The sequence below is a fragment of the Novosphingobium naphthalenivorans NBRC 102051 genome (assembly GCF_001590985.1).
Taxonomy (GTDB): Bacteria; Pseudomonadota; Alphaproteobacteria; order Sphingomonadales; family Sphingomonadaceae; genus Novosphingobium; species Novosphingobium naphthalenivorans.
Window position 1 is genome coordinate 1 of sequence record NZ_BCTX01000004.1, and the last position, 12,943, is coordinate 12,943.

General features: G+C 65.9%; 9 protein-coding genes. 5 read left to right on the top strand and 4 right to left on the bottom strand.

Features of this window, described 5'->3' with window-relative positions; translation table 11 throughout:
- Nucleotides 1–17 precede the first annotated feature (17 nt).
- The 3 genes from NN5_RS02200 to NN5_RS24910 all read right to left on the bottom strand — a co-directional run bounded on the left by NN5_RS02200 (nt 18) and on the right by NN5_RS24910 (nt 5,360).
- The gene (locus tag NN5_RS02200; RefSeq protein ID WP_067732427.1) at nt 18–1,388 is read right to left on the bottom strand and encodes a phospholipid carrier-dependent glycosyltransferase; all 1,371 of its coding nucleotides are present in this window, start codon (nt 1,386–1,388) and stop codon (nt 18–20) included.
- A 79-nt stretch (nt 1,389–1,467) separates the two neighbouring features.
- Nucleotides 1,468–4,626: an autotransporter outer membrane beta-barrel domain-containing protein gene (locus NN5_RS02205; protein ID WP_067732428.1), complete on the bottom strand. Its 3,159-nt coding sequence runs from the start codon at nt 4,624–4,626 to the stop codon at nt 1,468–1,470.
- Between the two features lie 74 nt (nt 4,627–4,700).
- On the bottom strand, nt 4,701–5,360 hold the full coding sequence (locus tag NN5_RS24910) for an intradiol ring-cleavage dioxygenase (protein WP_245656153.1): 660 nt from the start codon (nt 5,358–5,360) through the stop codon (nt 4,701–4,703).
- Here NN5_RS24910 and NN5_RS24915 point away from each other — a divergent pair.
- Nucleotides 5,338–5,604 carry a hypothetical protein gene (locus NN5_RS24915; RefSeq protein ID WP_084384687.1) on the top strand — a complete coding sequence of 89 codons (267 nt, stop codon included), beginning with the start codon at nt 5,338–5,340 and terminating at the stop codon, nt 5,602–5,604. The genes NN5_RS24910 and NN5_RS24915 overlap by 23 nt on opposite strands.
- Before the next feature lie 183 nt (nt 5,605–5,787).
- Here NN5_RS24915 and NN5_RS02215 read toward each other — a convergent pair whose 3' ends face one another.
- On the bottom strand, nt 5,788–6,540 hold the full coding sequence (locus NN5_RS02215) for a response regulator (protein ID WP_084384688.1): 753 nt from the start codon (nt 6,538–6,540) through the stop codon (nt 5,788–5,790).
- Nucleotides 6,541–7,272: 732 nt separating this feature from the next.
- Between NN5_RS02215 and NN5_RS27135 the strand changes: the two genes are divergently transcribed.
- The 4 genes from NN5_RS27135 (at nt 7,273) to NN5_RS02240 (ending at nt 12,905) form a co-directional block, all read left to right on the top strand.
- The gene (locus tag NN5_RS27135) at nt 7,273–9,459 is read left to right on the top strand and encodes an ATP-binding protein (protein WP_067732432.1); all 2,187 of its coding nucleotides are present in this window, start codon (nt 7,273–7,275) and stop codon (nt 9,457–9,459) included.
- Nucleotides 9,456–10,403: an autotransporter outer membrane beta-barrel domain-containing protein gene (locus tag NN5_RS02230; RefSeq protein ID WP_067732433.1), complete on the top strand. Its 948-nt coding sequence runs from the start codon at nt 9,456–9,458 to the stop codon at nt 10,401–10,403. The genes NN5_RS27135 and NN5_RS02230 overlap by 4 nt, the downstream gene beginning before the upstream one ends.
- Nucleotides 10,404–10,502: 99 nt before the next feature.
- A complete protein-coding gene (locus NN5_RS02235) occupies nt 10,503–11,516 on the top strand; it encodes an NAD-dependent epimerase/dehydratase family protein (RefSeq protein ID WP_067732434.1) in 1,014 nt (337 codons plus the stop codon).
- A gap of 78 nt (nt 11,517–11,594) precedes the next feature.
- Nucleotides 11,595–12,905, top strand: a complete 1,311-nt coding sequence (locus NN5_RS02240) for a UDP-glucose dehydrogenase family protein (protein WP_067732435.1) — start codon at nt 11,595–11,597, stop codon at nt 12,903–12,905.
- Nucleotides 12,906–12,943: the final 38 nt, after the last annotated feature.

Consider the following 12,943-nt stretch of genomic DNA (forward strand, 5'->3'; position numbering starts at 1 on the left):
TTGAATGTCGATCGGCCCTAGGCCGGGTCCGGCGGAGGCGTCCCGCACTGCGCCAGCAGCAGCCGGCAATGGCCGCGCGATACGTCCTGATGCAGGGCCAGCGGCAGCGCGGCCACGGCATAGAGCGTGAGCGCGGCGAGTACCGGCCAGGCTACCCACTCGGCGCGGCCGATGCTGCGCCACGCCCTTGCCGCGAGCCCGTATCCCAAGAGGAGCGGGATGAAATAGTGATAGAGGTACATCACGCGCTGGCCGTCCAGCCAGACGAGCGCGGCCATGTTCAGCAGCCAGCCGCCCAACAGCAGCGCCGCCTCCGGATCGTCCCGCAGCCAGCGGCCCCGGCCCATGACGGCGCGGGAAAGGGCCCATAGGACGCCGGCCAGCGAAACCAGCCAGGCCACACGATTGGGAACGAGCGCGACTGTCGAGACGCGATTGCCGGAGGCATCCCAGCGGTACAGGATCGCACCGCCGCCCAGCAGCCATTGCGCCGGATGCGAGGCATTGGCGTCGCTTCGGGCCATGCCCTGCAGATCATCGCGCATGAAAGCGGCATAATCGGCGCCATAGGCTACGATCGACGGAAGCAGGCCTTCCTGCTGATAGTCCCGCGAGACATGCGCGGCATCGATGCGGCCTGCCCCGGTCGAACCATCGGGCGGCAGCGGGGACATGGCGAGCATGACGGCAAGGACCCAGCCCGCGGCCAATATCGCCGCACCGGCACCGGCACCGATACGGGCCGCAGCGCATCCCCAATCACGCCTGCCCCGATCGCCCCGGCGCAGACAGGGCACCGCCAGCGCGAGGCCGAGCGGGGCAAGCATCAGCGCATTGACCCGCACCATCGCCGCCAGCATGATCGCGGCGCCGAACCCGGCCGACCAGACCCGCGCCCGCATACCATCGCTGCGCAGTCCCCTGACCGCGCAGATCAGGCCCGCCAGCACGAAGGCGAGCTGGAACGCATCGAGCTGCCCGGCCCGGAACTGGGCCAGAAGCGCCGTATCGCACAGGAACAGCGGCGTCATCAGCAGCCCCGCGCCGGTGCTGCCGGTCAGGTCCGCCATCAGCAGAAAGAACAGGCCGGCAGCCAGAGCACCGAAGATCGCCGGGGCAAGCCGGGGGCCGCGCCAATCAAAGCCCGGTGGCATGTCCTCGCCGCGGATCGACTTGTCCCCGGCGATCTTCCGCCAGTCGGCATCGCGATTGAGGCCGCTGGCGGCATCGCCACCCGCCATCAGCAGAATGCCGAGCGGCGGATGCGAAGCGAACTGGAGCTGGCCCTGATGCACCCGGGCCTCGGCCGTTACGTAATAGGCTTCATCCCAGATCGGTCCCGCGACCGCATCGAGGCGCCAGCCGAGCAGGAACCCGGCCAGCGCCACGACTGTCCAAAAGGCAAGCCTGCGCGCGCGGCGCTCTCCCCAAGGAGGCACGCCGCGCGCAAAAGCCGGAAGCGTGACCTCAGAACGCGACACTGAGCGAAGCGCGGGCCGATACACTCGTGCTGTCCGACGTCCGCTCCACTCGCGTGGTGAGCTTCCAGGTGAAGTCATAGCCACCTGCCAACATGCTCGCCTCGCCGATCCACGCGCCCTTCAGGCTGTCGGGCGTGATCGTGAAGCTGTCGCCCGCGTCATAGCTGTCGCCGCCGTTGAAGTAGGCCGTCGTGCTGCCCAGGTTTCCGGTCAGCACTTCGCGGCGGCCCGCTTCAACCTGGAAAGTAAGCGGACGCCAGTCGGGCGAGATCGTGCCCAGCGAATAGGCCGCCGTAATGGTCGGCGTCGCCGTCAGCGCCTTGCTGGTGCGGCTGGCAACGGTCAGCGCGATGGCATCGCTGTCCGCCGTTTCGTCGTAGCCGTTCTCCTTCAGCCACATCTGCTCCAGCTCAATCTTGGGCTTGAGGCTGAAGCGGCGCGAGGCCTGATAGCGATAGGAGGCGCCGGCAAGCCCCGAAAGCAGCCAGCCCGACCACTTGCCGTCCGATTCATACGTGAAGTCGGTATCGTCGATGGTGCCGGTGAACGTCCGCGTCGAATCGACCGAGACATGCGCCCCGCCCAGACGCGCCCAGGCCATGAACGGACCCTTCGCGGTCCGCCAGAACAGGCCGAAATCATGCTGGGTCAGGTCGAGCTTGTCCGTGCCGCCGCTATCCTTCACCGTGCTTTGCAGCCAGGCATAGGACACGCCGACGTAGCCGATCGACGTGCGCCGTTCGACGCCGGTGGAAATACCCCAACCGGAAACCTTGTAGCCCGCCGTCTGCCCGGCATCGCGCGTGGTGTTCCAGTAGACCGGTTCCAGCCACCCGCCGACATCCGAAATATCGAACATCGTGGTATCGTCGCTGATGTGCCGCGCTGCCAGCCGGTCGCCGGTGGTCACGGCGCTGAACACGCCGCCCGCATGATCGGGCAGCAGTCCGTCCATCTGGCTCTGCAGGGTGTCCGTATCCTCCACCTCCAGCAGGCTGCTGGTCAGATCGTCGTCGTTCTGCGCGGTGGCATAGACGGCATCCCACGCCGACGCCGCGGCACGGGTTAGGCCCAGCTCGGAGCCGGTCTTGCGGTTGATCGTCAGGTAGATGTTGTTGGCATCGGTGGAGACCGAGCCGTCGTAGATGAACGGCAGATCCACCGAAGACGTCAAAGCGCCCTCAACATCGAGATTGTCGGACGTGAGCACGGTGTAGGTGCCTTCCGCGTCCGCCAGGCTGCTCACCGTCGCGGTGATGCCGGCGCCGTCCTCCAGCGTGGCATTGGTCACGTTGAAGGTCGAGCTTTCATCGCCATCAACATAGACGCCGAGCGTGCCGCCCGAGGCGACATAGAGCGTGCCGAAGCTGACCGTCGACGTGTCGCCCGGCGTCAGCGTGCCGCCGTTGACCGTCACGGTAAGGTTGCCGGCATTGCTGAAGTCGCCCGCATAGCTGGCCGAATCGCTAAGTGTCAGCGTTCCGATCTCGCCGGCGAAATCCATCGTGCCCGAAAAGCTCGACGTACCCGACATCGTGGCCGTCGCCGTGCCGCTGCCGAAATAGACATCGCCAGTATAGGCCAGATCGCCCGAGAGATTGAGCGTGTCGTTGCCGCCGTTGAAATAGGTGTCGCCGGAAATCGCACCCGAGGAGGCATTGATCGTATCGTCGCCCGAGCCCAGCAGGATGTTGCCGGTGATCTTGGTATAGACGGTGGGGTCCACGTCGACGTCATTGTCGTCGAGGTATTCCGCGCTCGTCTCGGCATCATAGTCGTTGAGGTACTGGTTGATCGTCACGCCGGTGGTGTTCGTGGTCAGGTCGAGCGCAACGCGGGTGTCGGTGCTCGATCCGCTGGCGGTGATGAAGCCGGTGTTGTCGATCGTCGTCAGCGTGCCCGAAAGGTCCTGGATGGCCGTGGTACTGCCTTCGCCCGGCGAACTGATCGTCGCCGCGATCGAGCCGCTGTTGTAGAGGTAACTGACCGTGCTGCCCGCGTTGATGAGCAGCGCCGTGGCCGACGAATCGTACGTGGTCGCGCGCACCGTGCCGGAAACGCCAATGCCATCGGTCAGCGTGACATTGCCGCCCGCGCCGCCGATCACCAGGCCATAAGCGGCGGTGTTGCTGTAATAGGCATTGCCGGCCACCGAGCCTTCGATGGCGATCGAGTAAGTCCCGACATTCGCATCGACCGCGCCGATCGTGATATCGCTGGTGCCTCCGACCTGCAACGCAGGGCCGTTGCCATAGGACACGATCGAAGCCGTGCCCTCGTCGGAATCGTCCACCCCGTCGCCGTCTTCGTCGTCGTTGCTGCTGTCGGTGTCCACCGGCGGCGCCGCGATATAGATACCGCCATCGACATTGCCGGTGATCGAAACGGCTGCCGTCCCCGTGCGCAGGGCCGCGCGCGACAGATAGATCGTGTCGCTGTCGTCATCGGTATAGGAAGCCGCCTGAGTGACAGTCCCCTGGATCGTGACCGTGCCGGTCACGTCACCATTGACGGCCACCCCGGTCGCGCCTTCGCCGATCGCCTTCACCGTGCCTTCAACCGTCAGGTCGCCGTCGATCGCCTGGGTCGAGATGCCGGTGGAATAATCGCCGATGACCGTGATCGTGCCGGTGTTGGTGACGGTGCCGGTATAAGTGCCGTCGAGCACGATGCCGCCCGAGTTCAGCCCCTCGACCTTGATGATCCCTTCGTTGAGGATCGTGCCGGAAGCATCGCCGTCGACATAGACGCCGTAACGGTTGCTGGCCTCGGCAATGGCACCGTCAGCAATGGAATTGCCGTCCTCGTCCTCCGGGACATAGTCCTCCAGCACGTAGAGGGTCGCGTCCTCGCCGATGGTGATCGTGGAATTCGTGCCCGATTTCACCGTGATCCCGGTCGCACCATCGGCATCGCCCATTTCGATCCCGCCGTCGGTATCGACAGTGGCATCGGAATCGACCGTGATTGCCGAGCCGCTGGACAGCGTGATCGTACCATCTTCTGTGACCGTCACGTCACCGGCGCTCGACGTGACGAGAGCCTTGGTTGTGTCGGTGGAAACCGTAGTATCGGCCAGCGCCGGGCCCGCCGCGAGCGCGAGGACGAGAGCGCCAAGGCTCGTGGAAGCGTGAAGGGATCGCATCGGAAAGACTTTCTCTGGGAAACTGCAACACACCCGAGATCCGGACCGGCCTCGGGTTTCACTCGCGGAAAGGGTCAGACGGCAATGCCGATCAGGGCGCTGCCGGTGTAACCGGCCGAAAGGCTGCCGCTGATCGTGGGCGTCTGCTGCGCCATCTGTGCCGCAGTGTTGTCGCTGAAGATGTTATCCGACGCGAGCGACACCGAGTTGTAGGGCGAGATGCTGGAAGTGTAGCGCGTGTCGCCGGTATAGACGGCGGTGTTGGTGGCCGCCGGCATCGCCAGCTGGGAGATCAGGCTGGCCGTGCGCCCGGTGCTGGACGTGCCGAGGCCATCGGCGAAGACTTCAAAGTGAATGTGCGGCCAGCGCCCCGAATAGCACCCGGGATAAATGGTGGTGAACGTGACCTTGCCGTCGCTGTCCGTCACCTGGACCCCGCGCAACCAGCTCTGCGTGGTCACGCCGCTGGAATAGAGCGAATAGAGGCCGCTAGCATTGCAATGCCAGATATAGATCGCCGCCCCCTCGATCGGGGCGCAACCGGTGTTCACATCGACCAGCTGCAATTCTAGATCCAGCTGCACACCTTCGGTCGTCGTGGTCAAATTGATGAAGCTGGAACGAATGTCGGAACGCACCACCCCGCTCTGGGTCAGCACGTTCGAGGTCGAGCCGCTCGACGTATTGGTGCCATCGGCCGGATAGGGCCCGTTGGTTTCCGTCGAATCGACCACACAGCTGCTGGCCGAGGAACTGCTCGACGAGGACGATGAACTCGACGAGCTGGAACTGGACGACGATGAAGACGAAGAGGAAGACGACGAGGTGGTCGTGCTCGACGTTCCCGATGTCGAGGATCCGTCCCCGCCGCAAGCAGCAACGGTCGCGGCGGTTCCCGCACTGGCCAGAAATGCCAGGGCCCGCCGCCGGGCCAGCATCTCGCGGCTCATGGCCTTCAGATCATGGAACAGGCCATGATCGTGGTCTTGTTCTTGCATCGAATTCCCCTCTGCGTTGAGACGGCACGGGGAGCGCCGCCGCCAGAAGCGCAGGAGTGGTCGCCGGCGTTTGCCGGAAGATTTCAGGAGATTTGCAGGAAGGTTACGAAGCGTCGCACCGGTAGCGGCACCTGCTTTTCCCGGTGCGGCGCTGTTCCGGCCGCTACTTTGCCGGCTGCGCCGCCGCAACCGAGGGAACGAACAGATAACCTTCGTTGCGCACGGTGCGGATGATGTCCTGCCCGCCTTCGCCTTCGGCAAGCTTGCGGCGCAGGCGCGAGAGCTGGACGTCGATCGCGCGATCGTAATGATCGCTGTCCTCGCCGCGCGACCAGTCGAGCAGCTGGTCGCGAGTCAGCACGCGGCGCGGATGCTCGGCAAAGGCGCGCAGCAGGCGGAATTCGCCATCGGACAGCGTGATAAGCTGGTTGGCGGGATCGAACAGCAGCCGCAACCCCAGATCCATCCGCCACCCGGCGAAATGCAGTCCTTCGCCCGAATCGGCTTCGACCGGCACCGGCGCGTCTTCCTCGATCGCTCTTGGAGGCGGATTGTGACGGCGCAGGACCGTACGGATCCGGGCCAGCAGTTCGCGCGGATTGCACGGCTTGGCGAGATAATCGTCCGCACCCATTTCCAAGCCGACGATGCGGTCGACATCGGTGCCGACGGCAGACAGCATAATCACCGGCGGCGCATCGGGGCCAAGCTGGCGCAGCGCGGTCAACCCATCCTCACGCGGCATCATCACATCGAGCACGATAAGGTCGAAATGTTCGCGTCCCAGCAGCTCCCGCATAGCCGGAGGGTCCGCCGCAACGGCGGTTTCATATCCGTGCTTCGCGAGAAATTCGCTGATCAGCGAGCGGATACCCTCGTCATCGTCAACGATGAGGATGCGGGTCTGCAGGTCCATCGGAGGCGTTTCTAATAGCATCCGCCCGCAATAGAAACCCCGTGTACTCCGCGCATTTCAGGAGCGGGGCGATTTCGGATCACCTTTGAAATGCGATTGCAAAACCCGTGAAATGCAGCAGCAAACTGCAAGGTCCAGATCCTTGGCCATGGAAAGTCGAACGCGCTTAGAATCGTTTCGGGCGAGCGGCTTTGCGAAGCACCTGGCTCTCGGCCTCCCCCCCGCTTTCGCGAAGTCCGTCATGCCCGAAGCGTTCCAAGCCACCATCCGTGACGCCGCCGCCATGGCGCCGGGTGGTGCCGGGGCCGTTCGCCGGGCAGGAATCGAAGTCGCACCCGCCCTGCCCGGCGACGGCCCCGGATCTCATTCCGGATCCGGGATCACCGTGCCTTTCTCGCCAGAGACGGCACGGCCAGACCGCGGTCCGGTTCATCGACCCGAAAGTGACACAGGCGCATGCTACCCGCCGCGCCGCACGTCCGCCCGAGCCACCCCGCCGGGCCCGGACCAGAGATATTCCGCCCCGATGCCGTGCGAAACGCCGCACGCACCGGAAGCGGCCCGAGGTGACCGTTCCCGCATACCGGCCTTGCTGCCGGAAGCGGGAACGCGGAGCGGGAACAGGAGGGACGTGTCCCTCTCTCCTGTACCCGCTCCGCAATCTTCCCGGCGCTGTGCGAGCGCCACGCGGCCTTCTCGCATTCCCTGCGAAATTCTGGCAAATCGGCAGCCATGAACGTGCCCGCACTTCCCCGCCGGCTTGGCCTGCCTCTGGCGATGCAGATGATCGCCATCCTCGTCTGCGCCCTGCTCGCCGCCCAGCTTGTCACTCTGGCTCTCACCGTGATCCTGCCGCCGAGCCCGGCCGCGCGGTGGAACATGGACGAAGTCGCCGCGGCGCTGCAAACGCACGACCTGCCCGACCGGCTCGAACGCCGGGCCATGAGCGGCCCGCCCGATGTCAGCGGGCAAGGCTGGCTGGTCTCCGAATCCTCGCGGGAAGCGCTGGCGAAACGCCTGGACCGCAACCGGCAGGACGTGGTTCTGGCCTTCTACACCCAATTGCCGGTCGGCGGTGTCGCCGTGCCGGCCAATAGCCGTTCCCCGCTTGCCGCTGCGGAAACGCCCTCGCGCGGACTGGGTTCTCTGCTGATCGATACAGCCGAAGCCCATTCGATCCCAGGCGGCCCGCCCGCCGGCGGCGCGACGGGGCCGGGCGGCGGGCCCGGCGGCGGATTTCCCGGCGGTATGCCACCGGGCGGTTCGGTGCCGCACGCGCCTTCCATGCCGGGAGGCAGAATGCCCCGCGCCGACCTGCCCGTGAGAGGAATGCCGCAATCGCCCGGCGGCTCCGGCCGCCCCGGCGGCGCGCTCCCGGGCGGCGCATCTCCGGGCGGTTCGAATCCCGGCAATGCAAACCCGGGCGGAACGGCCCCGGGAGCTTCGTCCCCCGGACAGAACCCGGCCCTGCCCTCCGCAGGACCGGTAGCCCAGCCTGGCGGCACGCCTGGAACCACTCCTGGAACCACCCCGGGCGGCAATGCCGTGCCCGGCGGATTGCCCGGGGCCAATCCGGGCAGCGGAACCCTAGGCACTGCGCCCGGCCGTACAGGCGGCCCCCTCGGCCTTCCCGGCGGAGCGCCTGGCGCGCGGGGGATTCCCGCTGGCGGGATTGTGCCGGTCCTGCCTGAACGGGCTGCGGTCCGTCAGGTCATTGTCCCGCACGCTGCCGCGACCGAAGCGGCGACGGCCCGGTCCGAAAGCAGCGCCTCCAGTCTCCCGGTCAGGACGCCGGTCACAGTGGCTTCCGCAGCGCCGCAGCAGGCCGCAGCCCCCCGGATTGCCACGGGGGAAGCCCCGGCGCCTGCCCAGACAGCGGCGATCGCCAGCGGCACCCCGCAGCCGATCCCGTTCCGCCGCACGCCCGATTCCGTGTTCGAGATTGCCTCGCCGCCCTTCATCGAAGGTGATTTCGTCGCGGCGGCCCGCCAACCGGACGGCACCTGGCTCGCCGTCGCGCCGCGCGCCGAGCCTTTCCCCAATGCCTGGCAGAAGCGGGTCATGCTGTGGTTTGCACTGTCGCTGGCAGTGGTCAGCCCGCTGGCCTGGCTCTTCGCCCGGCGCATCGTGCTGCCGCTCAGGGACTTCGCCAAGGCCGCCGAGCAACTCGGCCGCGATCCCTCCGCCACGATCATCCCGCTTTCCGGCCCTGCCGAAATCGGCCGGGCGGCCAACGCGTTCAACCAGATGCGCAACCGCCTGCGCGCCTTTGTCGACGATCGCACGGCCATGGTCGGCGCGATCAGCCATGACTTGCGCACCCCGCTCACCCGCCTGCGCTTCCGCATCGAGGATGTGCCCGACGAACAGCGCGATGCCCTGCTCAAGGAAGTGACCGAGATGGAAGCGATGATCAGCCAGGTCATTGCCTTCATCCGCGACGCATCGACGCCGGGCCCTCGTGAACGGGCAGACTTTGCCGATCTCGTGCGCGGCAGCGTTGCCGACGCAAAGCTGATTGGCGCCGATGTCGAGATCGAGCACAGTGCCCATATTCCGGTCGACGTCGATCCCGTCGGTATCCGCCGCCTGCTCGGCAACCTTCTGGAAAACGCCGTGAAATATGGCGACCGTGCGCGCGTGCGCGTCTCGCTGGCAGATGGCGAGGCCGTGGCCGAGATCGTCGATGCCGGCCCGGGCATTCCCGAAGACGAATTCGATCGCGCCTTCGAGCCGTTCTACCGCAGCGAGTCCGCGCGCAAGTCCGGCCGGAACGGCAACGGTCTCGGGCTTGCCGTGTGCCGCTCGATCGCACGGGCGCACGGCGGCGATGTCTCCTTCGCCTATGCCAACGATGGTTTCGTCGCCCGCGTCCGGGTGCCCGCTGCCTTCAGCATGAAGCTGCGCCAAGCGGCATGACGGCCCTGCTTCGAACAGCCCCGTGGCTGCTTGCCGCAGCCACGGCGGCGGCATCGCTTCCCGTGCAGGCGCAGGATTCCGGCAGCGATACCGCCCAGATTCCGGAGACACCTGCGGAGGCCGCCCCGGACGGCACTACCGCTGCCACGCAGATCGAGCCCCTGCCGCTCTGGAGCATCGCCGCCTCGGCCGGGATCAGCAACCGCGATGACGGCCCGGACGGGACATGGGAAGCCTTGTCGCTGACCCGGCAGATCGGGCGCGGATACGTGCGCGGCGCGCTGATGCGCTATCACGGCACCTTACTGCAGGCCGATACCGCATTGCCGTCAGACTACCTGGTCGGGACTCTGGCGGCAGGCGGAAACTTCCATGGTTGGGTGACGGATGGCTGGATCAGCCTGGGCCGGCAGGACTACGGAAAGATCAGCACGGCCGACGGCAGCCGCGCCAGTAACGGCGCGACAGGCAGCACTTATTTCGCCATCGGCGGCGACTTCGGCAAAGTTCTGCCTCTGGGACACAACTGGTATCTGACCCCCACGGCCACCGTATCCTATGCGCACGGCAAGCTCCTGCGCCCTGCCCCCACGGGAACCACCTTCAACGACGTGGAAACCGACGAGCCCACGTGGACGGCCGGCGGGGCCGTGCGCCTCGATCATGCCTTCGGCCCCGACAAGCGCCACTATGCCGGGATTTCGATCTCTCGGAACTGGACCAGCAATGCCGTCTCCGCCGTGCATCCCATATCGATCGACGAGGAGACCGGCGCCGTGGAGCTGTTCAGCGTCCACTATTCGGACAGCTGGTTCGAAGCGGGCGCCACTGCGAACATGGAACTGACGCCGACCCTCCATCTCGACGTATTCGCCACGCGCGGCTTCGGGATGCTGTCCGGAAACACGACTTCGGGCGGAATCTCCCTGCGCAAGTCGTTCTGACCCTGGGATCAGAACCATACCGGCCGCTCTGGCGGGGCCGGGCGTTATCCTCTAGGGCACTTTTCGCGTTTAGGCCGCCACCAGAGGTTTGGAGAGTTCATGGTCCGGAGTGATTCGACGGTACTGGTAACGGGCGCGGCTGGCTTCATCGGCGCCGCGGTGTCCGAAGCGCTCATGGCGCGCGGCCAGCCGGTGATCGGCATCGACAACATGAACGACTACTATCCGGTGTCGCTCAAGCAGGCGCGGCTCGACCGGCTCTCGGCCCGGTTCGGCAACCTCTTCCATTTCCGCAAGGCCGACTTTTCGGACATGGCGGCGCTGACCGATGCCGTCGGGGAAACCGGGTTCGAGGCCATCATCCACCTCGGCGCACAGGCCGGGGTACGCTACTCGCTCGAAAACCCGCAGGCCTATGTCTCCGCGAATCTGGCCGGGCACGTCAACATGCTCGAACTGGCCCGTGCCCGCGGCGTGGCGCACATGGTCTATGCCAGCTCCAGCTCGGTCTATGGCGGCAATACCAAGCTGCCGTTCGCGGTCGAGGATCGCGCCGACCACCCTGTCTCGCTCTATGCCGCCACCAAGAAGGCGGACGAGCTGATGAGCGAGACATACGCCCATCTCTTCCGCATCCCCTTGACAGGGCTGCGCTTTTTCACCGTCTACGGCCCTTGGGGGCGGCCCGACATGGCCATGTGGAAGTTCGCGGAACGGATCCTGTCGGACCGGCCGATCGACGTTTACAACCACGGCGAGATGCACCGCGACTTCACCTACATCGATGATATCGTCGGCGGTGTCCTCGCTTGCCTGGACCGTCCGCCGCTCGACGATGGCGAGGAAAAGGCCGGCCGCAGTGTCAAACCACACGCGCTCTACAACATCGGCAACAACAAGTCCGAGCACCTGATGCGCCTGATCGAGCTGCTCGAACAGGCCTGCGGCCGCAAGGCGCAGCTCAACCTGCTGCCGATGCAGCCGGGCGACGTACCCGCGACATATGCCGACATCACTGCCCTTACCCGCGACACCGGCTATGTCCCCTCGACACCGATCGATGTGGGTGTTCCTCGCTTCGTGGAGTGGTTCCGCGCGTATCACGGCATGTGATTGCTGTGCGGGATAGGGTTGGACCTGATTGAATTTGGGCCCTAAAGACAGAGCGGATTTCGACCGGATGAGGTTTTCATGAAGATTGCGATGGTGGGCTCGGGCTATGTCGGACTGGTATCGGGCGCATGCTTTGCCGATTTCGGTCACGATGTAGTCTGCATCGACAAGGACCAGTCGAAGATCGACCGACTGCGCGAAGGCGTAATGCCGATCTACGAGCCGGGGCTCGACGCGCTGGTGGCCAGCAACGTCAAGGCCGGACGGCTTTCCTTCACCACGGACCTCGCCGAAGGCATCAAGGATGCCAGCGCCATCTTCATCGCGGTCGGCACGCCCTCGCGCCGCGGCGACGGCCATGCCGACCTCTCCTATGTCTATGCGGTCGCCCGCGAAGTGGGTGAGAGCCTGTCGAACGATGCGGTCGTCGTCACCAAATCGACCGTGCCGGTCGGCACCGGCGACGAGGTGGAACGCATCCTCAGGGAAAGCGGCACCACGCATCGCGTGGCCGTCGTCTCCAACCCCGAGTTCCTGCGCGAAGGCGCCGCGATCGGCGACTTCAAGCGCCCGGACCGTATCGTCATCGGCGCCGAGGACGATTTCGGCCGCGAGGTCATGCGCGAAGTCTACCGCCCGCTGTTCCTCAATGAATCACCGATCCTGTTCACCTCGCGGCGCTCGTCCGAACTGATCAAGTATGCCGCCAACGCCTTCCTCGCGACCAAGATCACTTTCATCAACGAGATGGCCGATCTGTGCGAAAAGGTGGGCGGCAACGTGCAGGACGTGGCGCGCGGCATCGGCCTTGACGGGCGTATCGGCGGCAAGTTCCTCCACGCCGGCCCCGGCTATGGCGGCTCATGCTTCCCCAAGGACACGCTGGCCCTGCTCAAGACGGCCGAGGACTATGAAAGCCCGGTCCGGATCGTCGAGGCCGTGGTCAAGGTCAACGACCTGCGCAAGCGCGCCATGGGCCGCAAGGTCGTCGAAGCGCTGGGCGGTGCCGAAGTGGCACGCGGCAAGCGGGCCGCCCTGCTCGGCCTGACTTTCAAGCCCAATACCGACGACATGCGCGATTCCCCGGCCATCGCCATTGCCCAGACTCTCGCTGACGCGGGCGTTTCGGTGGCCGCCTACGATCCGGAAGGCATGGAACTGGCCAAGCCGCTCATGCCCGAAGTGGAGATGGTCGCCGATCCCTATGCCGCGATCGAAGGCGCCGATGTCATCGTCATCGTCACCGAGTGGGACGCCTTCCGCGCGCTCGACCTCGGACGCGTCAAGGCGCTCGCCAAAGCGCCCGTGCTGGTGGACCTACGCAACGTCTACAAGCCGGAGATGATGCGCGAGGCAGGCTTCGCCTACACCTCTGTCGGCCGGCACTGACCCCGCGATCGCGCGGCGTCCGCACGGGATGCCGGTCA

Coding starts and splice junctions, on each gene's coding strand:
- NN5_RS02240 (WP_067732435.1), top strand. CDS start 11,595: ATGAAGATTGCGATGGTGGGCTCGGGCTATGTCGGACTGGTATCGGGC.
- NN5_RS27135 (WP_067732432.1), top strand. CDS start 7,273: ATGAACGTGCCCGCACTTCCCCGCCGGCTTGGCCTGCCTCTGGCGATG.
- NN5_RS02215 (WP_084384688.1), bottom strand. CDS start 6,540: ATGGACCTGCAGACCCGCATCCTCATCGTTGACGATGACGAGGGTATC.
- NN5_RS02230 (WP_067732433.1), top strand. CDS start 9,456: ATGACGGCCCTGCTTCGAACAGCCCCGTGGCTGCTTGCCGCAGCCACG.
- NN5_RS02205 (WP_067732428.1), bottom strand. CDS start 4,626: ATGCGATCCCTTCACGCTTCCACGAGCCTTGGCGCTCTCGTCCTCGCG.
- NN5_RS02235 (WP_067732434.1), top strand. CDS start 10,503: ATGGTCCGGAGTGATTCGACGGTACTGGTAACGGGCGCGGCTGGCTTC.